At 30.1% G+C, this 21,904-nt stretch carries 28 protein-coding genes, 1 tRNA gene and 1 other annotated feature; of the genes, 22 read left to right on the forward strand and 7 right to left on the reverse strand.

Going from position 1 to position 21,904, the window contains the following annotated elements; translation table 11 throughout:
* Positions 1-10: 10 nt before the first annotated feature.
* The 7 genes from dtd to KQI38_RS19120 all read left to right on the forward strand — a co-directional run bounded on the left by dtd (position 11) and on the right by KQI38_RS19120 (position 5,995).
* Positions 11-460 carry a D-aminoacyl-tRNA deacylase gene (gene dtd / locus KQI38_RS19090; protein WP_216562278.1) on the forward strand — a complete coding sequence of 150 codons (450 nt, stop codon included), beginning with the start codon at positions 11-13 and terminating at the stop codon, positions 458-460.
* An 11-nt stretch (positions 461-471) separates the two neighbouring features.
* A complete protein-coding gene (locus tag KQI38_RS19095) occupies positions 472-1,092 on the forward strand; it encodes an MBL fold metallo-hydrolase (RefSeq protein ID WP_216562280.1) in 621 nt (206 codons plus the stop codon).
* Positions 1,093-1,111: 19 nt separating this feature from the next.
* Entirely contained in the window at positions 1,112-2,590 is a 1,479-nt protein-coding gene (gene hemZ, locus KQI38_RS19100) for a coproporphyrinogen dehydrogenase HemZ (protein WP_216562282.1), read from the forward strand.
* Between the two features lie 22 nt (positions 2,591-2,612).
* Complete coding sequence (locus KQI38_RS19105; RefSeq protein ID WP_094904022.1) at positions 2,613-3,023, forward strand: bacteriohemerythrin; 411 nt, start codon at positions 2,613-2,615, stop codon at positions 3,021-3,023.
* A 91-nt stretch (positions 3,024-3,114) separates the two neighbouring features.
* Positions 3,115-3,313 (forward strand) — a binding site (T-box leader).
* A gap of 43 nt (positions 3,314-3,356) precedes the next feature.
* The gene (gene aspS / locus KQI38_RS19110; RefSeq protein WP_216562285.1) at positions 3,357-5,135 is read left to right on the forward strand and encodes an aspartate--tRNA ligase; all 1,779 of its coding nucleotides are present in this window, start codon (positions 3,357-3,359) and stop codon (positions 5,133-5,135) included.
* Positions 5,136-5,294: 159 nt separating this feature from the next.
* Complete coding sequence (locus KQI38_RS19115; protein WP_216562288.1) at positions 5,295-5,717, forward strand: SoxR reducing system RseC family protein; 423 nt, start codon at positions 5,295-5,297, stop codon at positions 5,715-5,717.
* 17 nt (positions 5,718-5,734) lie between these two features.
* Positions 5,735-5,995, forward strand: coding sequence for a metal-sensitive transcriptional regulator (locus KQI38_RS19120; protein WP_235601411.1), 261 nt, complete (start codon positions 5,735-5,737; stop codon positions 5,993-5,995).
* A 2-nt stretch (positions 5,996-5,997) separates the two neighbouring features.
* Here KQI38_RS19120 and KQI38_RS19125 read toward each other — a convergent pair whose 3' ends face one another.
* Both KQI38_RS19125 and KQI38_RS19130 read right to left on the reverse strand, forming a co-directional pair.
* Complete coding sequence (locus tag KQI38_RS19125) at positions 5,998-6,435, reverse strand: threonine/serine exporter family protein (protein WP_094904025.1); 438 nt, start codon at positions 6,433-6,435, stop codon at positions 5,998-6,000.
* 1 nt (position 6,436) lies between these two features.
* Positions 6,437-7,225, reverse strand: coding sequence for a threonine/serine exporter family protein (locus KQI38_RS19130; protein WP_216562291.1), 789 nt, complete (start codon positions 7,223-7,225; stop codon positions 6,437-6,439).
* Between the two features lie 158 nt (positions 7,226-7,383).
* Here KQI38_RS19130 and KQI38_RS19135 point away from each other — a divergent pair, with 158 nt between their 5' ends.
* The 6 genes from KQI38_RS19135 to spoIVA all read left to right on the forward strand — a co-directional run bounded on the left by KQI38_RS19135 (position 7,384) and on the right by spoIVA (position 14,606).
* Complete coding sequence (locus KQI38_RS19135) at positions 7,384-8,613, forward strand: serine hydroxymethyltransferase (protein WP_216562293.1); 1,230 nt, start codon at positions 7,384-7,386, stop codon at positions 8,611-8,613.
* 104 nt (positions 8,614-8,717) lie between these two features.
* On the forward strand, positions 8,718-10,046 hold the full coding sequence (locus KQI38_RS19140) for a DUF512 domain-containing protein (protein ID WP_216562295.1): 1,329 nt from the start codon (positions 8,718-8,720) through the stop codon (positions 10,044-10,046).
* 11 nt (positions 10,047-10,057) lie between these two features.
* Positions 10,058-11,377 carry a ribosome biogenesis GTPase Der gene (gene der / locus KQI38_RS19145; RefSeq protein WP_216562297.1) on the forward strand — a complete coding sequence of 440 codons (1,320 nt, stop codon included), beginning with the start codon at positions 10,058-10,060 and terminating at the stop codon, positions 11,375-11,377.
* Positions 11,377-11,970 (forward strand): glycerol-3-phosphate 1-O-acyltransferase PlsY, encoded by a 594-nt coding sequence (gene plsY / locus KQI38_RS19150; protein ID WP_216562300.1) that lies wholly within the window; start codon positions 11,377-11,379, stop codon positions 11,968-11,970. The genes der and plsY overlap by 1 nt, the downstream gene beginning before the upstream one ends.
* 13 nt (positions 11,971-11,983) lie before the next feature.
* Positions 11,984-13,012: an NAD(P)H-dependent glycerol-3-phosphate dehydrogenase gene (locus KQI38_RS19155; protein ID WP_216562303.1), complete on the forward strand. Its 1,029-nt coding sequence runs from the start codon at positions 11,984-11,986 to the stop codon at positions 13,010-13,012.
* Positions 13,013-13,127: 115 nt separating this feature from the next.
* Positions 13,128-14,606, forward strand: a complete 1,479-nt coding sequence (gene spoIVA, locus KQI38_RS19160) for a stage IV sporulation protein A (RefSeq protein ID WP_216562306.1) — start codon at positions 13,128-13,130, stop codon at positions 14,604-14,606.
* A gap of 40 nt (positions 14,607-14,646) precedes the next feature.
* Here the strand turns inward: spoIVA and KQI38_RS19165 are convergent, their stop codons facing one another.
* From KQI38_RS19165 to KQI38_RS19175, 3 genes are read right to left on the reverse strand one after another with little or no spacing between them, the layout of a single operon-like run.
* On the reverse strand, positions 14,647-14,871 hold the full coding sequence (locus tag KQI38_RS19165; RefSeq protein ID WP_216562309.1) for a hypothetical protein: 225 nt from the start codon (positions 14,869-14,871) through the stop codon (positions 14,647-14,649).
* Positions 14,872-14,899: 28 nt separating this feature from the next.
* Positions 14,900-15,241, reverse strand: a complete 342-nt coding sequence (locus KQI38_RS19170) for a hypothetical protein (RefSeq protein ID WP_216562312.1) — start codon at positions 15,239-15,241, stop codon at positions 14,900-14,902.
* 31 nt (positions 15,242-15,272) lie between these two features.
* Complete coding sequence (locus KQI38_RS19175; RefSeq protein ID WP_216562315.1) at positions 15,273-15,659, reverse strand: helix-turn-helix domain-containing protein; 387 nt, start codon at positions 15,657-15,659, stop codon at positions 15,273-15,275.
* A gap of 662 nt (positions 15,660-16,321) precedes the next feature.
* On the opposite strand from KQI38_RS19175, the gene KQI38_RS19180 reads away from it, so the two are divergent.
* The 6 genes from KQI38_RS19180 to KQI38_RS19205 all read left to right on the forward strand — a co-directional run bounded on the left by KQI38_RS19180 (position 16,322) and on the right by KQI38_RS19205 (position 18,966).
* Positions 16,322-16,783, forward strand: coding sequence for a sigma-70 family RNA polymerase sigma factor (locus KQI38_RS19180; RefSeq protein WP_216562318.1), 462 nt, complete (start codon positions 16,322-16,324; stop codon positions 16,781-16,783).
* A 192-nt stretch (positions 16,784-16,975) separates the two neighbouring features.
* Positions 16,976-17,161, forward strand: coding sequence for a hypothetical protein (locus KQI38_RS19185; protein WP_216562320.1), 186 nt, complete (start codon positions 16,976-16,978; stop codon positions 17,159-17,161).
* Between the two features lie 244 nt (positions 17,162-17,405).
* Positions 17,406-17,705, forward strand: coding sequence for a hypothetical protein (locus KQI38_RS19190; protein ID WP_216562322.1), 300 nt, complete (start codon positions 17,406-17,408; stop codon positions 17,703-17,705).
* 11 nt (positions 17,706-17,716) lie between these two features.
* Complete coding sequence (locus KQI38_RS19195; RefSeq protein WP_216562325.1) at positions 17,717-18,388, forward strand: copper amine oxidase N-terminal domain-containing protein; 672 nt, start codon at positions 17,717-17,719, stop codon at positions 18,386-18,388.
* A 109-nt stretch (positions 18,389-18,497) separates the two neighbouring features.
* A complete protein-coding gene (locus KQI38_RS19200) occupies positions 18,498-18,662 on the forward strand; it encodes a hypothetical protein (RefSeq protein ID WP_216562327.1) in 165 nt (54 codons plus the stop codon).
* A complete protein-coding gene (locus KQI38_RS19205) occupies positions 18,655-18,966 on the forward strand; it encodes a phage holin, LLH family (RefSeq protein WP_216562330.1) in 312 nt (103 codons plus the stop codon). Before KQI38_RS19200 ends, KQI38_RS19205 begins: the two co-directional genes overlap by 8 nt.
* 31 nt (positions 18,967-18,997) lie before the next feature.
* On the opposite strand, the gene KQI38_RS19210 is transcribed toward KQI38_RS19205, so the two are convergent.
* Positions 18,998-19,168 (reverse strand): aspartyl-phosphate phosphatase Spo0E family protein, encoded by a 171-nt coding sequence (locus KQI38_RS19210; RefSeq protein WP_094900013.1) that lies wholly within the window; start codon positions 19,166-19,168, stop codon positions 18,998-19,000.
* A gap of 341 nt (positions 19,169-19,509) precedes the next feature.
* Between KQI38_RS19210 and KQI38_RS19215 the strand changes: the two genes are divergently transcribed.
* On the forward strand, positions 19,510-19,722 hold the full coding sequence (locus KQI38_RS19215; RefSeq protein WP_216562334.1) for a LexA family protein: 213 nt from the start codon (positions 19,510-19,512) through the stop codon (positions 19,720-19,722).
* A 177-nt stretch (positions 19,723-19,899) separates the two neighbouring features.
* Here KQI38_RS19215 and KQI38_RS19220 read toward each other — a convergent pair.
* A tRNA-Pro gene (locus KQI38_RS19220) sits at positions 19,900-19,976 on the reverse strand.
* Between the two features lie 238 nt (positions 19,977-20,214).
* Between KQI38_RS19220 and KQI38_RS19225 the strand changes: the two genes are divergently transcribed.
* Both KQI38_RS19225 and KQI38_RS19230 read left to right on the forward strand, forming a co-directional pair.
* The gene (locus KQI38_RS19225) at positions 20,215-20,589 is read left to right on the forward strand and encodes a hypothetical protein (protein ID WP_216562336.1); all 375 of its coding nucleotides are present in this window, start codon (positions 20,215-20,217) and stop codon (positions 20,587-20,589) included.
* Positions 20,590-20,600: 11 nt separating this feature from the next.
* On the forward strand, positions 20,601-21,893 hold the full coding sequence (locus tag KQI38_RS19230; protein ID WP_216562339.1) for a biotin/lipoyl attachment domain-containing protein: 1,293 nt from the start codon (positions 20,601-20,603) through the stop codon (positions 21,891-21,893).
* Positions 21,894-21,904 lie beyond the last annotated feature (11 nt).

A 21,904-nucleotide genomic window follows, 5' to 3' on the forward strand; every position in this document is an offset into this window, starting at 1 on the left:
AGGGAGATATATGAGAGCAGTTGTGCAAAGAGTTACAGAAGCATCGGTCAAAGTAGATAATGAGATAGTTGGGGAAATTGGCACTGGACTATTAGTACTACTTGGAGTAGGTGAAGGAGATAGTTCTAAGGATTTGGATTATCTAGTAGATAAAGTATTAGGGCTTCGCATATTTCAAGATGAAAATGATAAAATGAATTTATCTTTATTGGATATCAGTGGAGAATTATTAGTAATTTCTCAATTTACACTTTATGGTGATGTAAGGAAAGGTAAAAGACCTAGCTTTACAGATTCAGCACATCCTGATATTGCAGAGAAAATTTATTTAGAATTTATTGATAAATGTATAGAAAAAGGGATAAAAACAGAAAGAGGTATTTTTGGTGCAGATATGAAGGTAAACCTTATAAATGATGGACCTGTTACTATATTATTAGACAGTAAAAAGACATTTTAGGAGGTATAGAATTGAAGATAATAAGAATACCAGCAGGTATATATGCAGCTAATTGTTATGTTATATATTCAGAAGCCACTAGAGACGGAATAGTAGTAGATCCAGGAGGAGACGTAGATGAGATACTCACATCAGTAAGAGAAAACCAGCTTAAAATAAAATATATAGTATTAACTCATGGTCATGCAGATCATATAGGGGGAATAATTAATCTTAAGAAAGCATTGCCTGCTTCTGTAATGATACATGAAGAAGATAGAGAGATGCTAATTGATGGAAGTAAGAACTTATCTACAATGATGGCTATGGGTACTATAGAAATAGAACCAGATTTGTTACTTAAGGATGGGGACATAATAGAGTTTGGCGATGAAAAGGCTGAGATTATTCATACTCCTGGTCATACCAAAGGAGGAATATGTATAAAAATTGGAGATAATATAATAACAGGAGACACTTTATTTGCAGGATCAATAGGTAGGACAGATTTACCAGGTGGAGATTATGAAACCATTATAAAATCAATAAAAGATAAACTATTGATTTATCTAGATGATGTTCAAGTATTTCCAGGACATGGAGCTCCTTCTACTATAGGTAGAGAAAGGGTTTCAAATCCTTTTTTACGTTAATATTAAATAAGGTGATTATGTGATAAAAATATTGTTAATAGGTCATGAGATTAAATATGAATTAGTTGAATTAGTCAGAGTCTTTTTCCCAGGGGAAGAGATTCTTTATATTGATAGATTAGATGAATATACAGGTGAGGGTACTCTTATTATCAATTATTTATATGAAGAAGATGGAAAGTTATATACTATAACAAAGATATATAGGGATAATATTTTAATTAATCAAGCAACGGAAAATATTAGTACTCTAGAAGTATATGGTGATTCTATAGATAAATATATAAGAATCGGAATTAAAAAATCATTATATAATACATTAATTTCTCTAGGAGAGAGTAAAATTCCATGGGGAGTATTGACTGGTATAAGACCAGTCAAAATCGTTCATGATTTATTAGATAAAGATATAAACGAAAATGAGATAATCAGAGTATTAGCAGAAGAATATAAATTATCCTTTGATAAAGCTAAGTTGATACTGGATATTGGAAGAAAGCAAAGGGAATATATCTACCCTTTAAATAAGGATAGGTATAGTCTATATGTTAGTATACCATTTTGCCCTACTAGATGCTTATATTGTTCCTTTCCAGCATTACCCATAGGCAGATATGAAAATCATATTAAAGAATATACTTCAAAGGTAATATATGAAATTGAACAAATTAGTGAAATGATGAAAGGTAAAAAGATTAATACAGCATATATAGGGGGAGGTACCCCTACAGCAATTCCATTAATGGAACTGGAAAAGATAATTCAAGCTATTTATTATAGATTTGGACAAAAAAATATAAAGGAATTTACTGTAGAAGCTGGTAGACCAGACACTATTACAAAAGAATATCTAACAATGTTATATAAAAACGAAGTTGGAAGAATAAGTATTAATCCACAAACTATGAATGATGACACCTTGAAACTAATTGGAAGACAACATAAATCTAAGGATATTATCGAGACTTTTAACTTAGCTAAAGAAATTGGTTTTGATATAATTAATATGGATTTGATTGTGGGGCTTCCAGGAGAAGAGATTAAACATATAAAAAAAACTCTGGAAGAAATTCAGAAATTAGATCCAGAAAACCTAACGATACATACACTTTCGGTAAAAAGAGGGTCTAAATTCAAAGCTACTATTGACCAATATTCATTACAAAGTCAGAATATTTTAAGTGCTATGTTAAATGAAACCAGAGAGTATACCAAAGATATGGGCTTAGAACCATATTATCTTTATAGACAAAAGCAAATATTAGGTAACTTTGAAAACATAGGCTATTGCAAGGCTAAAATGGAATGTATATATAATATAGCTATGATGGAAGAAAAAGAAACAATAATGGCGGCTGGAATGGGTTCTGTGTCTAAGATTTTTTTCCCAGAAGAAAATAGAATAGAAAGAGTCCCAAATTTTAAAGATTTAAAAGAGTATCTGGAAAGAAGCAGTGAATTGATTGAAAGGAAGAAAAAGATACTAGGAAACAATTAATACAAAGGAGGATTTTAGGGCTATGCTATGGTGGACAGATGACCTTAAAACAGGTATAGATTCTATAGATAAACAGCATAAGAGTATATTTGATAAAGCTAGTGAGATTTTTAATTTAGAAACAAATTCTAGCACAAAAGAAATTGAAAGTATATTTGTGTTTTTAATGAGTTATGCAAATAATCATTTTTATGAAGAAGAAATTTTGATGATGGAAAATTCATATGAAAATTTTATTGAGCATAGAAGACAACATAACTATTTTATTGAAGAAATCTATAATATATACCAAAATATTGTAAATGGACATGCATCTGAGGAAAACCTAAATAATCTAAAGGTATTAATAATTGACTGGCTTGCAAACCATATTAATGGAGATGATAAAAAATACATTGAAAGGATTAAAGAGAAATCAACAATCGTATATTAAGATTATATAAACAGAAGATATACATTAAGAGATTAGATGATTTTACTTCTTGACATGATTTATTTTATAGTCTATAATTAATGAAAATAAATATAATACGATGAAAAGGAAGAGTAGTTGAATTCCTTAGTTATAGAGAGTCGGTGGAGGTGGAAATCCGATACTAATATTCGATGAAGACACTTTGGAGTAAATAATCTTTAATGATTAATTCGCAGAAATGCGTTAAGTTTTTGAGTGAGGAAATACCTAATTAGGGTGGTACCGCGAGATAACCTCTCGTCCCTGTATATCAGAGATGAGGGGTTTATATTTTTTTGAGGAGGTATGTATATGTCAGAAAAGATGGGTAACTTAAGAAGAACTATTATGTGTGGAGAATTGAGACCAGAGCATGATGGTCAAGAGGTGGTATTGATGGGATGGGTACAAAGAGAGAGGAATTTGGGATCAATCATATTTATTGATTTAAGAGATACGACTGGAATTTCTCAAATTGTATTTAATAATACAGTATCCAGCGAAATATTTGATAAGGCAGAGAAAATTAGATCAGAGTTTGTATTAGCAATAAGAGGTAAAGTAAGAATTAGACAATCTATAAATAAAGAAATACCAACTGGAGAGGTAGAAGTCTTAGTAGAAGAGCTTAGAATATTGGATGAATCTGAGACTCCGCCGATTTATATTAAAGATGATGATAATGTATCGGAAGGCATGAGATTAAAATATAGATATCTTGATTTAAGAAAACCATCTATGCAAGAAAAGTTGAAATTAAGAGCAAAAACTGCCAAAGTGGTCAGAGATTTCTTAGATGATAATGGGTTTATTGAGACTGAGACCCCTATGCTTACAAAACCAACACCAGAAGGAGCTAGAGATTATTTAGTGCCAAGTAGAGTAAACCCTGGTGAGTTCTATGCCCTACCACAATCTCCGCAGCTTATGAAGCAGCTTCTTATGGTTGCAGGAATGGATAGATATTATCAAATAGTTAAATGCTTTAGGGATGAAGATCTAAGAGCTAATAGACAGCCTGAATTCACTCAAATAGATATTGAAATGTCATTTGTAGATGTTGAGGATATTATTTCAATTAATGAAAAATTATTATATAAATTATTTAAAGAAATTAAAGGAATAGAAATAAAACTACCAATAGACAGAATGACCTATAGTGAGGCTATGGAAAGATATGGGGTAGATAAACCAGATTTAAGATTTGGATTTGAGTTAAAAAATATTTCTGATCTGGTTCAAAATTGTGGATTTAAAGTATTTAGCGGAGCTGTGGAAAGTCAAGGTTCTGTACGAGGTATAAATATTAAAGGATATGGAGATAGATTTACTAGAAAAGATATAACTGCTTTGGAGGATTATGCAAAGACTTATGGCGCAAAAGGATTGGCTTGGATAAAGATTACAGAAGAAGGTATTACTTCCCCTATTGCAAAATTCTTTAGTGAAGAAGAATTTGCTAATATTTTGGAAAGAATGGAAGGAGAAAAAGGTGATTTAATTCTTTTCGTAGCTGATAAAAATTCAGTTGTATATGATAGTTTAGGTAATTTAAGAAATGAAGTAGCTAAAAGATTAAATATAATTGATCCTAGTGATATGAAATTAGTTTGGATTACTGAATTCCCATTATTTGAATATGACGAGGAAGAAAATAGATATGTAGCAAAGCATCATCCTTTTACCCATCCAATGGATGAGGACATAGAACTTCTGGAGTCTCAGCCTGAAAAAGTAAGGGCTAAGGCTTATGATATAGTTATTAATGGAGATGAAATGGGTGGAGGAAGTATCAGAATCAATAATTCTGATTTACAAAAGAGAATGTTTAGTGCATTAGGATTTACAGAGGAAGAAGCTTGGGATAAGTTTGGATTCCTTTTAGAAGCTTTTAAGTATGGAACTCCTCCACATGGAGGTATTGCATATGGATTTGATAGACTTATTATGCTTTTATCAAATACATCAAATATTAGAGATGTCATTGCTTTCCCTAAAACTCAATCTGCTACATGTTTGATGACAAGCGCACCTACTACTGTATCAGAAAAACAGTTAGAAGAAGTTCATGTAAAGCTTAATATTAAATAGTATATAGGCTAATATAAGAGTCATTTAAAATTATAAGTATTAGTAAGAACTGGATTGGATAACACTTTACTGATAGTTTATGATATAATAAATATAACTAACAGATTATATTACAAATTAGTAAAAAATAAATGACACTGTGCTTTAGGAGGTGTACCTATGGATCAAGTTGGATTTGTAAGAAAAGTATCCAATGGAAAGGTTGAAGTAGAAGTAAGGAGAATCTCAGCATGTGGAGATAACTGTAAAAGCTGTGGTGGGAGCTGTCATGCTCCAAATCATGTTGTTATCCTTCCAAATAATATAGATGCTAAAGTAGGAGATCTTGTTGAGATAAAAGGAGAAACTAAAAATATATTGAAATATACTATGGTTGTATATATGATTCCTTTTACTATGTTAATTTTAGGAATATTAATAGGTATGAAGACTTTTAAAAACCTAGAAATATCTAATTATGAGCCTTTGAGTTTCTTAATAGGTTTAGTATTTATGGCTTTAGGATATTTTATAGTTAAAACTATCGATAAAAACATTGGAAAGAAGGAAGAAGACATTATAAGAATGACAAGAATTATTTAGATGAAGGGGTGCGACTGTTGGGAGATAAAACTGCTGTTATCAAAAGGTTAAGAAGAGTTGAAGGACAAATAAAAGGTATACAAAAGATGGTTGACGAAGACAAGTTTTGCGGGGATATATTAATCCAAGTAGCTGCTGCAAGAGCAGCATTAAATAGTGTAGGTGGATTAATACTTGAAAATTACATGAAAAATTGTTTAAAACATTATTTAGAAGGTGAAACTGAAGAAGAGGCATTAGATAAATTGGTAGATATAATGATAAAATATACAAAGTAAATCTAGTCTTTTAGTTTAACTCTTCTTATTGACCTAGAGAAACCTGAAGAAATTATTATTCCTACAGCTATGGCAGCGGCTATAAAGAAAGTTTCTACACCTTTAGTTGCAGCCATAGTAAAATCATTTTCTATTATAGCAAGCATTGTGTAATACATGCCAGCACCAGGAACCAATGGAACTATTCCAGAGGTGATAAATATGGTTGCTGGCTTTTTGCGTAGTCTTGCCAAAAATTCACCTAATAATCCTACGGTGACAGCACCAAAAAATGTACCTGTTATATTACTATGAAATACTTTTGTAGTTATATAGTATAAAGTCCAGCCTATAGAACCATTAAGACCAGCGTACCCTAAGGTTTCCTTTGGAGAGCTAAATAATACAGAGAATCCAATTGTAGATAAAAATGATAATACTAATTGTTTGATTATATCCAAGTTAAAATACCCCCTTAGCATAAAAGTTGAGAATGATTCCAACACCGAGTGCTATTGCGATTGCAGAAAATACAGCTTCTGCACCTCTAGATAGTCCAGATACAAAATCTCCTGACATAGTATCTCTAATAGAGTTTGTAATTGCAACTCCAGGAACTAAACACATTATAGAACCTATTATTACCTTATCAATATTTTCACCTACTCCAATATGGACTAAAATATGGGAAAGTAAAGCTGCAAGAGCTGAACCAATTAAATTATCTATAAAGAAAGTAAGTTCAAGTTTGGATATTAGATTTACAATAGTCAAGGCAATAAAACTTACAATAGCAGATCCAATGAAGTCTAGAACTGAGCCTCCAAATAGAACACAAAAAAATGCTGCAGCTAAAGAGCCAAAGATAGTTTTAGTTAATCTTGTATATCTATTTACTTTATTTATTCTTTTTAATTCCTCAAGCCAAATATCTAGAGGTTGCTGGGAATTAACAAAGGCACGAGAAAATTCATTTACCATAGCGATTTTATTTAAATCTATAGAAATAGATTTAATTCTTTTAATATAAGACATCAATTCACCTTTATATTCCAAGGATATAAAGATTCCTGTTGGAACTATATAAGCATCAACATATTTAATTCCCTTTCTTGATTTGCAAATTCTAATTATAGTATCTTCAACTCGATAGATTTCAGCTCCACTTTTAAGCATTATACTGCCAGCTAAAGTTGCCAAAACTAATAATTTTTTGATTTCTTCTCTATTATAGATTTCAGAATTATCCATATTCTCACCTCTTTGATTAATATTCTTGTAAAAGTAGTAAAAAATCTATATAATGTAAATGACTGGTTTTTTTACCTTTTAAATTGATTATATTATATTATAGCATAATATGCTTATAATTAATTACAAAAAATAAAAGATGAGGGGAGTATAAGAAGATGGATTTTACAAATTTAACTAAGCATGATCCTGAAGTAATGAATATTATTGAAATGGAATTAAACAGGCAAAAAAAGCATATTGAACTTATAGCTTCAGAGAACTTTGTAACCCCGCAGGTAATGGAAGCAGCAGGCAGTTATTTAACTAATAAATATGCAGAAGGATATCCAGCTAAAAGATATTATGGTGGATGCGAAGTAGTGGACAAGGTTGAAAACTTGGCTCGTGACAGAATGAAGGAAATATTTGGAGCTGACCATGCTAATGTACAACCACATTCAGGTTCTAATGCTAATTTAGGAGTTTATTTTGCAGTATTAAAACCTGGTGATAAGGTATTAGGTATGAATTTATCACAAGGTGGTCACTTAACTCATGGTAGTCCAGTTAATATCTCAGGTACCTACTTCAATTTTATAGCTTATGGAGTAAATAAAGAAACAGAGACAATAGATTATGATGAAGTTAGAGAAATCGCTTTGAGAGAGAAGCCAAGAATGATAGTAGCTGGTGCTAGTGCATACCCAAGACAAATTGATTTTGCTAAGTTCAGAGAGATTGCAGATGAAATAGGAGCATATTTAATGGTAGATATGGCTCATATAGCAGGTTTGGTTGCAGCAGGACTTCACCCTAATCCAGTTCCTTATGCTGACTTTGTAACTACTACGACTCATAAAACACTTAGGGGACCACGTGGCGGAGCAATACTTTGTAAAGAAGAGTATGCAAAGGCAATAGATAAAGCAATTTTCCCTGGAATTCAAGGTGGACCATTGATGCATATAATTGCTGCTAAGGCAGTTGCATTTGGAGAAGCTCTACAGGATGATTTTAAAGCTTATCAACAGCAAACAATTAATAATGCAAAAGCTTTAGCTGAAGGATTATTAAAAAATGGTTTTAGACTTGTTTCAGGAGGTACAGATAATCACTTAATATTAATAGATGTTAGAACTAAGGGATTAACAGGAAAAAAAGCAGAAGCTCTTCTAGATGATATTGGTATAGCAACTAACAAAAACACTATTCCTAATGATCCAGAATCACCATTCATAACTAGTGGAATAAGGATTGGTACACCAGCTATGACAACACGTGGAATGAAAGAAGAAGATATGATGGAAATAGCAGAAATAATTACATTGGCTTTAGATGAGAATAATGATAGAGATGAAATAAGAGCTAGAGTAGCTAAATTATGTGATAAATATCCATTATACTAAGCAAAATGAAAGGCCTACAGATAATTCTGTAGGCTTATCTTTACATATGAGCTATACTGTATTAGAATAATAAACATATACTTAAAATCAATTGAGGTGTAGAAATGGAATTAAAAAACTTTAATGAGGATAAAAATATTATAGAAGAAGTTGCAAAAGGCAGTATAGCAGAAGAGTTGGAAATAGAACCGGGAGACATATTATTATCTATAAATGATACTCCTGTTAGGGACATTATTGATTATAAATATTTGGTTTCAGATGATTATATAGTAGTTGCTATAGAAAAAAAGGATGGAGATATTTGGGAATTTGAAATAGAAAAGGATTTTGATGAAGACTTGGGTTTGGTATTTACTAATCCTTTAATAGATAAAGCTAAATCCTGTAGAAACAAATGCATCTTTTGCTTTATTGATCAATTACCTCCTAATATGAGGGAAACTTTATATTTTAAAGACGATGACTCGAGGCTATCTTTTTTACAAGGAAATTTTATCACTTTGACTAATATGAGTGATGAAGAGATAGATAGAATTATAAGCTATAGACTTAGTCCTATAAATGTAAGTGTTCATACAACCAATCCAGAGCTTAGGGTAAAGATGTTGAACAATAAAGATGCTGGAAAGGTATATGAGATATTAAAAAGATTTAAAGATGCTAAGTTAGAAGTTAATTGTCAAATAGTATTAGTACCTGGAATAAATGATGGTTCTGAACTAGATAGAACTTTATCCGACTTATCTAAATTATATCCTACTATTGAAAGTGTTGCTGTAGTACCAGTAGGTATAACTAAATATAGGGAGAAACTTCAAGAATTAAAACCATATACTAAAGAATCAGCGAATGATTTATTGGATTTTATATCCGATAAACAAGAATATTTTTTAGAAAAGCTAGATACCAGATTTGTATTTGCTTCTGATGAGTTTTTTGCATCCACTAAGAGAGAACTTCCTAAATACGATGAATATGAAGGATTTCCTCAATTGGAAAATGGCGTAGGACTTATGAAATCCTTTGAAGATGAAGTAATTAAGGAACTTAAGCTAATAAAATCTACAATTAATAGTAAGAAAAGATATATTTTGGCTACTGGGACTTTAGCATATGATTTTATGAATAGAATAAAAGATAAGATACTTGAAAAATTTAATGGATTAGAATTAATAGTTATACCAATAGTTAATAAGTTTTTTGGAGAGACTATTACTGTATCTGGACTAATAACAGGTCAGGACTTAGTTGCTCAATTAAAGGGATATGATAATGTAGATGGGATCATTGTTCCGAGAACTATGATGAAGAGAGATGAGGAAATCTTTTTGGATAACTTAACTATTGAAGAAGTATCTAAAGCATTAGATATTCCTGTAATCTCATCTAAAGTTGAAGGAAAAAATTTAATTGATATAATAAAGAATTGAGGGATGAATAAATGAATAGAGCAATTGTTTGCATAGTTGGGAGACCAAATGTAGGAAAGTCAACTTTATTTAACAAATTAGTGGGAAAAAGAATCGCAATAACAGAAGATACACCAGGAGTGACTAGAGATAGGATTTATGCTGAGGGAGAGTGGCTAGGGAAATATTTTACAGTAATAGATACAGGTGGACTTGAACCTGAAAATGAAGAGATAATTATGAAAAATATTAAAAGACAAGCTGAAATGGCTATAGACACGGCTGATGTTATTTTGTTTGTAGTGGATGGATTAGAAGGGCTAAATTCTACAGATAGAGAAATAGGAAATATGCTTAGAAAATCAGGCAAAAATGTAATAGTAGCTTGTAATAAAATTGATACCCCCAATTTTAAAAATCAAGTGTATGAATTTTATGAATTAGGGCTTGGAGAACCTATGATTATATCTGGTGAACAAGGCCTTGGTATTGGAGATTTATTAGATGAGATAGTGAAACATTTCCCTGAAGATAAGGATACTGATTATGATGAAGATTTAATAAGAGTTGCTTTAATAGGTAAGCCAAATGTAGGTAAATCTTCTTTAATCAATAATATCTTGGGAGAGGAAAGAGTAATCGTAACCAACATTCCAGGAACAACTAGGGATGCCATTGATACTTACTTTAACTTTGGTGATAATAGATATGTATTTATTGACACTGCAGGGTTAAGGCGTAAGAGAAGTATTTATGAGGATGTCGAAAGATATTCTGTAATAAGGACATTGACTGCTGTAGATAGATCAGATATTTGTGTACTAGTTATTGATGCAGCAGAAGGTGTCACAGAACAAGATACTAAGATAGCAGGATATGCTCATGACAATGGAAAAGCTATTATTATTGCTGTTAACAAATGGGATTTAGTTAAAAAAGATAGCAATACTCATTTAGAATTTGAAAAGGAAATTAGAAGAGTCTTAGGATTTATAACATATGCACCGATTATTTTTATTTCAGCATTGACAGGCCAAAGAGTAGATAAACTATTAGAGTTAATAAATGTAGTAAATAATAATTATAATTTAAGGATTAGCACAGGTGTATTAAATGATATAGTAAATGAGGCCGTATTAATGAATCAGCCTCCTAGTGACAAGGGTAAAAGAGCAAAAATTTATTATGGTACACAAGTTTCTGTAAGACCTCCAAAGTTTGTAATATTTGTAAATTATAAGGAACTTATGCATTTTTCATATGTAAGATATTTGGAAAATCAAATAAGAAATCATTTTGGTTTTGTAGGTACACCTATCCAATTTGAATTTAGACAAAAGGGAGAAAAATAATGAGAATACTTATAACTATATTATTATCTTATCTAATAGGATGTTTTTCATCAGCTTATTTTTTAGGAAAGATATCGAAAAATATTGATATAAGAAATTATGGAAGCGGAAATGCTGGTGCCACTAATGCACTTCGAGTTCTAGGTAAAAAGGTGGGAGCATTAACTTTTGCTTTAGACATATTAAAGGGAGTAATAGCTGTACTAATAGGGAAATACATGTTTGGATTTAACGGAAGCCTTTTAGCGGGAATTTTTGTTGTTTTAGGGCACGATTTTCCTATATTCCTTGGATTTAAGGGTGGAAAAGGGGTGGCAACATCTTTCGGAGTTTTATTGATCCTTAATTGGAAAGCAGGCTTAATATGTTTATTAGTAGCTGCTAGTATAATAATATTTACTAAATATGTATCTCTAGGTTCAATTGCAGCTTCTATTTCTGCACCTGTTGCTATGGTATTAACTTTAGATTCAGTAAATAAGTATTTATATATTACTACATGGGTGCTTGCGGCACTATCTGTGTATAGACATAAGGCTAATATACTTAGACTATGTAGAGGAGAAGAGAACAAGCTAGGAAATAATATATAGGTAGGTGTTATAAATGACGGAACAAATTGGAATATTAGGAGGCGGTAGTTGGGGTACTGCCCTAGGAATCTTATTGGCTAACAAGGGCTATGGTGTTCAAATATGGTTAAGAGATAAGAATCAAATTGAAGAAATCAATAATTCAAGAATTAACAAAAAATATCTTCCTAATACAGTATTACCATCAAATTTAAAATTAACAAATGATTTAGAAGAGGTTAACTATAAAAAAGATTTAATAGTTTTATCTGTAGGAACTCAAGGCATTAGAGAGGTCTTAGAAAACTCAAAGCCCTATATTAAAAGGGATCAAGTAATAGTAAATGTTTCTAAAGGAATTGAGAATGAAACTCTACTTAGAATATCTCAGATAGTCGAGGAAATAGTACCAAATAGTAAGTACGCTATAATTTCTGGGCCTTCTCATGCTGAGGAGGTTGCCAAAGATATGCCTACTACAGTTGTTTCTGCTTCTAAGGACAAAGAAGTTGCTGAATATGTCCAGGATCTATTCATTACTCCTAGTTTTAGAGTATATACAAATCCAGATGTTATAGGTGTAGAACTAGGTGGAGCTTTGAAAAATGTAATTGCATTAGGAGCTGGAATATCAGATGGCTTGGGTTGGGGTGATAACACTAAGGCGGCACTTATGACCAGAGGTATATTTGAAATGGCTAGACTTGGTGAGAAAATGGGTGCACAAGCAAGCACATTTTTAGGTTTAGCAGGTATAGGAGATTTAATCGTAACTTGTACAAGTATGCATAGTAGAAATAGAAGAGCTGGCATATTAATTGGACAAGGAATAAAAATAGATGATGCTATTAGACAGATTGGAATGGTTGTAGAAGGTATAAAGACAGCAAAATCTACTTTTGAACTGTCTAAGAAATATAATATTAACATGCCTATTACTGAAGAAATATATGGAGTGATATATGAAGGTAAGGATGTTAAAGACTCGGTTTCTAATTTAATGATTAGAGATAGAAAGCATGAAATGGAAAATATAGTATTAGAAAATAATAATTTATGGTAACCTGCTATTTTTAGCAGGTTTTTTTCATTAGCTTGTAATATTTCATAGTACTAGACGTATATATATAATGTTAAGTATTGTATTTAAATAATTATATTCATAAGGGGGGAATGATGTGGAGGTATTTGATATATACAAAGATATTGCAGAGCGAACAGATGGAGATATTTATGCGGGCATTGTCGGACCAGTTAGAACAGGCAAATCTACTTTTATAAAAAGGTTTATGGAACTGCTTGTTTTGCCTAATATCGACAATAAGCATAAAAAAGAAAGAGCCAAGGATGAACTACCTTTAAGTGGGTCAGGAAAAACAATAATGACTACAGAACCCAAATTTGTACCTAATGAAGCCGTAGAGCTTACTTTAAATGAAAATGTGAACTTTAAAGTAAGAATGGTAGACTGTGTTGGATACTTAGTTAGTGGAGCTTTAGGTCATGAGGAAAATTTCATACCTAGAATGGTTACTACCCCTTGGTATGAGAAAGAAATTCCTTTTGAAGAAGCAGCTGAGATAGGTACAAGAAAGGTAATAACAGATCACTCTACTATTGGATTAGTTGTAACAACAGATGGATCTATAACTGATATAGACAGATCTAACTATATAAAAGCAGAAGAAAGGGTAATTTCAGAATTAAAGGAATTAGGAAAACCATTTGTTATAATTTTAAATTCAAAGCATCCTAACTTAGATAGTACAATTGCTCTTAGAGAAAGTTTGCAAAGTAAATATGGAGTATCGGTAGTGGTCGTAGATTGCTTAAATATGGATGCTCAAGATATTGAAAAGATTTTTGAAAAATTATTATTTGAATTCCCTGTGAAAGAGGTTACCATCAATCTTCCAAAATGGATAGAAGGATTACCAAAGAAACATTGGATAAAGTCAAGTATATTGAATTCATTAAAAGAAACAATTGAAGGTCTTCAAAAACTAAACGAAGTTTCAAGCTTTTTGAATCCCCTAAAAGAATTAGAAATTGTAAAAAATGTAAAATTGGTTGAAATTAAATTAGGAGAGGGGATTGTACATTCTGAGATAGTTATTGATGATGGATTATTCTATAGTGTATTAAAGGATATGACTGGATATTCTATAGAAGGAGACTATCAATTATTAGGCCTAATTTCTAAATTAGCAGAAACGAAAAAGAAATATGATAAGATTGAAAAAGCATTAATTGAAGCCAGAGATATTGGGTATGGCTTAGTAAGCCCTAGTTTAGAAGAACTTGAGCTTGCAGAACCTGAAATCTATCGTCAAGGAAATCGTTTTGGAGTAAAATTAAAGGCGAAAGCACCATCACTTCATGTACTTAGGGCAGATATAGCAACTGAAGTTTCTCCGCTTATAGGCACAGAAAAACAATCTGAAGAGTTAATACAATATTTATTATCTGAGTTTGAAGGAGAGCCTTCAAAGATTTGGCAATCAAATTTATTTGGAAAGTCCTTGTATGATTTAGTAAATGAACAACTTCAAGGAAAGCTTAGCACAATGCCAGAAGATGCAAGGCAAAAACTTAGAAGGGCTCTTGAAAGGATAATAAACGATGGTAGCGGAGGATTAATCTGTATAATCATATAATAAAAAAGGTAGAATGATTTTCTACCTTTTTTCATATTTATTAAATGATCTTTTTATCTTCTTCAGATGAATCTATTTCTATGGTATTTGATTTTTTAAATATCTTAGTATCTTTTAATGTATAAACTAAAAATATTCCTGCAAATAAAGCTAATACTTGAAAAACAAGTAAGGCAAAATCTTTATTAATAATACTTGATACTGCGGCAACTATAGAAATCATAACAATAAAATATCCAAATATCTTTAATATCTTTCCTAACATTTTACTATCCCCCTAATAAATCTAGATTTTATATATATTTAATTACTCTTTCTGCTACTATATCAGCTTCATTTTCAAAATATGTATATTGCATGTTAATCCCAATCATATATCCCATTTGTGGCATATCTTGTGTAATGTGTTTTATTTCATGTACAAAAGTTTTACATTGAGTTTCATAGTTTACATTTCCATTCAAAATAAGATGATATTTCTTTCTCCGACTAAGATATACAAATCCTAGTACACTACATTCTAAATTAAATGCTATAGATGTTCTAATATCATAAGCATTCATTACTTCATGAAAAGAAATATTTCCGTCAATTAATGATCTAAGTAAAGGTTCATCTAATATATCTATCTTCATTTGCAGTGCCCCCTTTGTTGCCTTATACATTTTATTCGTTCTCTCTATCCTCTTCGTCCTCAATAGCTTTTATTATTCTGATAACCTGCTGTATTCCTTTTGGTGATAAATCCTTAGTTTGTTTAAACAGCAATTGTAAGTCTTCTCTTTCTTTTAATATATTCCAGAAGTCTAATAATTCTTTATCATCCTTTAAAGTGTTAGATATTTTTATTGTAGAATTATTTTCACCTAATAATATGCTTACATCCACCTCTAGACTATTGGCAATTAGTTTCAAGGAATCTAAGCTTGGATTATATCTATCTCTCTCTAAATCAGCCAAGTAGGAACGGGAAAGATTACTTTTTTCAGCTAATTCTTTCTGTGTAAGACCCTTCTCTTTTCTATATTTTTTGATATTTTCCCCTATAGTCATTTTACCAACCTCCTAATGTCGTAACAACCGACTATATTTAGTATATCCAAATTAATACGGAAATACAATACATAAAAAGACATAAATACAAGATAGATTAAGAAAGAAGACGGTCATACAATATCAGTCTAATTTAATTCAATTTTTATACCCAAAATTAAGATATTTGATATTTTACACAAGGACGGATATACAATACAATCTAAGTAAGAGGTGAGAGGAATGAATAATAAAAAAACAATAGAACAAGAAATAAGAGATAAAAGAATTCAGAAGGAGAAAAAATAATTACAAATAACAAAAAAACGTAACAATACCAAGAGGCTATCTTTTTGATACAGAAAATGGAAGTATATGTCTAATGTAGAAATTTTGATTAAATTGGTTTCATGCTTAGGATTGGATATTAATTTTTTATCAAAAATGACGGAAATACAATTAGAATTAAAGGAGGAGTAATTATAAGGAATTTAAAAAAGGAAGGTTATATTAACTAAAATTAAAAAGAATAAAGGAAAATAAATAATAAAAAGTTTCTAACAGCTATCAATTATATGTCTATATAGAAATTTGGAGCATATGACCAATATGGATAGATTAGCTATGAAGATTAAAAAAATTATAGAAATCATAAGAAAACGAATCTAAGGGGGAACAAAACAATGGATAAATATAAAGCTGTAGAAAAATTATTATATAATTATAAAATGTCTGAGATAAGTATAGAAAATATGAAAGAAGAAATAAAACGTTTAGAAAGAGAAGATGGATTAACTGCAATAAACTATGATTCAGTAAAGATAAGCCCTACATTTAAAATCAGTAGTAGTACAGAAAGTACAATGCTATCCATATTAGAGAAAATAGATTATTTAAGACATAGTATAGAAAGGATTAGCGAAAAATTAGAATCTATAGATAGGGCAATGGAGGGACTGAATGAAGTAGAAAGACTAGTAATAGAAAAAAGATATATAGAAGGACTGCAATGGTGGCAAGTAGCCTATTTAGTCAAATATAGCGAAGTTCACAGCAAAAGAATAAGAAAAAAAGCTATAAATAAATTAGTAGTAGGAATATATGGAGAGAATGATACGAATATGATACCTTTTGAGTCAAAATAGGTGGTATTATAGTAGCATGAGATTATGTCTCAAATACAAGTTCATTATAACTAGATAGAACAGTAGTATACTGTGAAAATATCCTCTAGAAAAAAATATAAAAATAAGTAAGCTGATGGAGAAATCTATCCGCTTATTTTATTTTTGTATTCAAAAAGATATTATCATAATTAAATTAAAGGAGGGAGAATCATGATCATAGGAGAATATATAAGACAAACAGATATAGACGCATACAACAAATTAATGCAGACAGATGAGAAAGATATAGATAAGGAAAAGAAAGAAATCAAGATAGGGGATAGTATAGAAAATCTAATGAAATCTGATAGCTACTGTAGAAAGGGTAGGAGGATTAAACAAAGGGGATGGAGTTAAAGGATGCATAAAGAGATTTAGAAACTATTAATAAAGTTGCTGTATATTATGTTATGGATTTGTATGAAGTGAAGATGAAATTACAATTACTTCGGGAGGAATACCAGAAATGGCATAGTTAAATTCTGATTTGGCTGATTATGTAGAAGTATAAATGAAAGTGGGAATACAGATAGGGCTGCAACTGATGAAATTAATTTATAAAAAATGATTTTAAATTGAAACGCAGATCGGGAGGTAGAATATGGAACAATGTAAATGTACTAAAGAGGGAGAAATAGCCACATTAAAAGTAGAAAACAAGACAATTTTTAAAGAGATAGATAATCTGAAAAATATACAAAATACTATATTAGAATTATCTACAAATATAACTAGACTTGTGGAGCAGATGAGAGAAACAAAGGAAGATGTGAAAATCATTAGAGATGATTTAGATGAGATTAAAAAAATCCCTTCATCTGATCTCCAATATTATAAGAAATTAATTATAGGCGGAGTTATTACAATAATGCTAGGTTTTTTAATAGGTAAGTTATTGTAGGGAGTGATATATTGGATAATATTAAATTAGTAGAGCATTGTAAAATAGCAGAGAAAGAGAAATGGGGCTATGTCTATGGTACATTTGGTACTGTATTAACAGAGCCTTTATTGCAGCAGAAGTTAAAACAGTATCCAAGTAAAGTTAAAATATATGAATCTTTTATTAGAGAAAACTGGATGAATAAGAGGATTGTAGATTGTGTAGGACTTATTAAATCTTTTCTTTGGTGGAACGATGGAAACATCAAATATAATCTAAGTGAAGATAAATCAGCTAATGGAACTTATAATTTGGCAAAGGAAAAAGGTCCTATACCTACAATTCCAGAAATGCCTGGAATATGCGTATGGAAGGATGGACATATAGGAGTATATATCGGTAATGGAAAAGTAATAGAAGCAAGAGGAACTAAACAAGGAGTGATCAAATCTCCTCTAAAAGGTAATTCTTCAGTTAGATGGACCCATTGGTTTAAACACCCTTATATTCACTATATATCTTCAAGAGAAACTATAGAAGTAAACATCAATGGTAGAAAATTGAATCTGGAAGGTTATTTAGAAGATGGAATCAACTATATTAAATTAAATGGCAGTGATATACCGATCAGAACTATCGGAGAATTATTAGGATTTAAAGTATCTTGGGATGATAAAGATAAGTTGGTGGTAATGGAATGAATAAGTTGTCTACAGATGAATTAGATAAGATAAAGAAAATATTAGTGCTAGAAGAAAAAATAAAAGCAAAACAAAGTTTTCCAAAAAGATAGTAACATTAATAATTGTAATGAATATCTTATTTACTACTATAGTTTTCTTATACTATAAGACTGGTTCAGAACCTTCCATACTTATAGAAAAATGGTTTAAATTTACTGGAACAGAGCTTATTGCCATGACAGGTATAAAAATAGTTGATATTTTTAAGGAGGGATTTGGTAAAGATGAATGAAGGGATGATTAAGATAATATTGGGTTTAATTGGATTATTAGGCACCATTATAACTTATTTATTAGTGCCTTATCTTAAATCCAAGACCACAAGAGAACAAAGAGAAAATGTTTATTTTTTAGTTACTCTTGCAGTTCAAGCAGCGGAACAGATTTACGGATCTAAAACTGGAAATCAAAAGAAGGAATATGTTATTAATTATTTGAATAGTCATGGTATAAGTGTATCTGTAGAAGATTTAGATATGATGATTGAGGCAGCAGTAAAGGAACTTAATATTATACAAGAGAAAGCCTTGGAGTAATCTAAGGCTTTCTCTTGTATAAATAGTATAATTATAACTTTTTAACAATTAGATCATTATACTTACTAATAGCAATATTAAGTTCTTGACTAGCTTTAATGATTTCCGAATCTTGTAGATTGAAATTTTTCTTCTCAATTAATTCATTTAAGTTCTTCTTTAATGTATCTATATCTTTAAGTAATTCTTGTATCTCAGACAAAATTAACACCTCCTGCATATTAGGATGTGTTAAAAAAAATTAAATATAATGGGAAATAATTGAAAATAAAAGCTAATATTATATGCTACAGATATTGCACAGTATAATTATTAAAAGATAAAGCAACATTATCCAATAAATAATGTAACCATATCAATATGAAATACTCAGATAAAGTCTACAATATTAAATAAATAAAAAAACTAAAAAAGATATATAGTTTTTCTAAAAAGCATATAAGAATCAAAATTAATAATATAACCTATTTCACCAGAAATTGACAAATTCCTCCTTTACACAGAACTAACGTTCATATATAATCAATTAAAGGGGGAATTTACATGCTAACTGAAAGAGAATCACAAGTATTAAATATAATATTAGATTATGTAAAGGAGAATGGATATGCTCCTAGCGTTAGAGACATATGTCAGCTAATAGGACTTAGTTCTCCTAGCACAGTACATAAATATTTAAAAAATCTAGAATCAAAAGGATTTGTAGAGAGAAAAGGAAGCTCTCCTAGAGCATTAAAAGTACTAAATAAGAATTAAATTGATAGCTATTTAATAAAACAGAAAGGACCATTAAGGTCCTATTTTTTTGTTGAAAATTATTAATATTTACGTGCCACTTGAGCCGATTTTAATAAATTATATCCAAATATACACAATTCAGAAAAACATAAATGGATATTTTACAAGGTTACAAAGGTATACCAAGACGTAAAATGGTCGGGATGACTGGATTTGAACCAGCGGCCCCAAGTCCCCCAGACTTGTACGCTACCAAACTGCGCCACATCCCGCTAGATTTTATTATACTAAATATTATTTTAGAGATAACATTTTTATTATACTCTAAAACTTCTTATATTGCAAATATATTACTAAAACTTCTATATTCAACATCCATTTACATAGAATTACATAAAAATACATAAAAAATCAGTACTTAATATTCATAATTTGATTTCGTAAAGTAGTTTAAAACAGCATATAGTTATGTTATACTATTAATATGTTTAAGATTTTGGAGGTGTAGGATTGTTATATTATTTACGAATCATGCTAGTATTACTATTTATAGCAAGTATATTTGGATATATATTTGTAATATTAAAAGAAAAAATCTATTTAAAAAATAATATAATAATAATTGATAAAAAAGTAGTTACACAAGAACATTTAAATGAGGCAGATATGAAAGAATTTATTTTAGATGGATTAAGAGTAAAGGCTGGAGATGAGATTAGGGTTATTACAAAAGAAAATAAGAAGTATAATGGAATACTTTTAGGAGCGAAGAAAAAGGATAAATCCATATTGATGGTTACACATAGAGATGAAATAAAACTTTTCGCAATTGACAATATTTTGAAATTTAAGGTAGTAAGCAAGTATGGAAAGTTTTTTAATTAAGGGTGAAATATATGTCTTATGAGAAAAGAGAAAAAAATAGAAGGAAAAGAAGAGTTTTTCGTACTGCAATTATATCATTTGTCCTTATATATTTAATATTTAGAGCAGTTCCTTCTTTACTTGCAAGCAATGCAAAAACAATATTACCTGAAAAGGGGACTTTGATAGAAAAACTTTCTACTCAAGGCTTTGTGATAAAAAATGAGACAGTGATTAAATCAACTAGCAATGGTGAATTACAAACTTCTTCTACGGAGGGACAACGATTATCTGCAGGTGTTGAGGTTGCTAGTGTTAACTCTTTAAATGATACTTCATCACTAAAGGAGGAACTTTCCCAACTAGAAGAATCGATTTCTGCTTTAGAAAAGTCTGAAATTGAAACTAAGATTATATTAAATGAAAAAGAAAAAATTCTAGAGATGAAGGATTCCTTAGTTAATGAATTACAAAATGCAATTGCTACAGGCAATTTTGACGAAATTTATTTATTAAAGAGTCAACTTTCTTTGTATGATGAAAAAAATAAAGATATTTCTTTTTCTAATACATTAGTAGGACAAAGTATTGAAAATTTAAAATCAAAAAGAGATAGTATTAATTCAGAAATTAAGAGTAACAATATAAAATATTATTCTAGCCATGGAGGAATCATATCTTATGTGGTGGATGGCTATGAAGAAAATTATTTACCTAAGGACTTTGAAAACTATACTTATGATAAATTAGTTTTAAAGGAATTAAAAGATGCGGATATAAAAACAAAATCAGCTATAACTGTAGGTGAACCTATTTATAAAATCATAGATAATTTTGAATGGTATATTGCTATGAAAATAGAGGACTTAAAACAGATTGAAGGCTTTCAAGTTGGAAACAATATTAAAGTCACACTAGAAAAGGACAAGCGTGAGCTTAAGGCCAAAATTGTATCGATTAATCCTTCTGATAAAAAAGGTGTTGTTGTAGTAAGACTTAACACTATGCTACATGATTTTTATAATATTAGATTTCCTAAGGTAGATATTATAAAATCTAAAAAAGAGGGATATAAAATACCTACAAAATCAATTGTAGATAAAGATTCTATAAAAGGGGTATATATTAAGGACAAAAGTGGTATAGTGAAGTTTAGACCTATTATTATCATTGGTGAAGATGATAATTATACTTATGTTGATATAGGTGACAATAGTGGAAATATTACAATAGAAGGTCAAAAACAGCCAGTAAAAACTATAACTTTATTTGATGAGATATTTTTAAATACTATTAATATAAAAGAAGGACAAATACTTAATTAAGATGGAGGGGA

Source organism: Tissierella carlieri, from assembly GCF_018917285.1.
Taxonomy (GTDB): Bacteria; Bacillota; Clostridia; order Tissierellales; family Tissierellaceae; genus Tissierella; species Tissierella carlieri.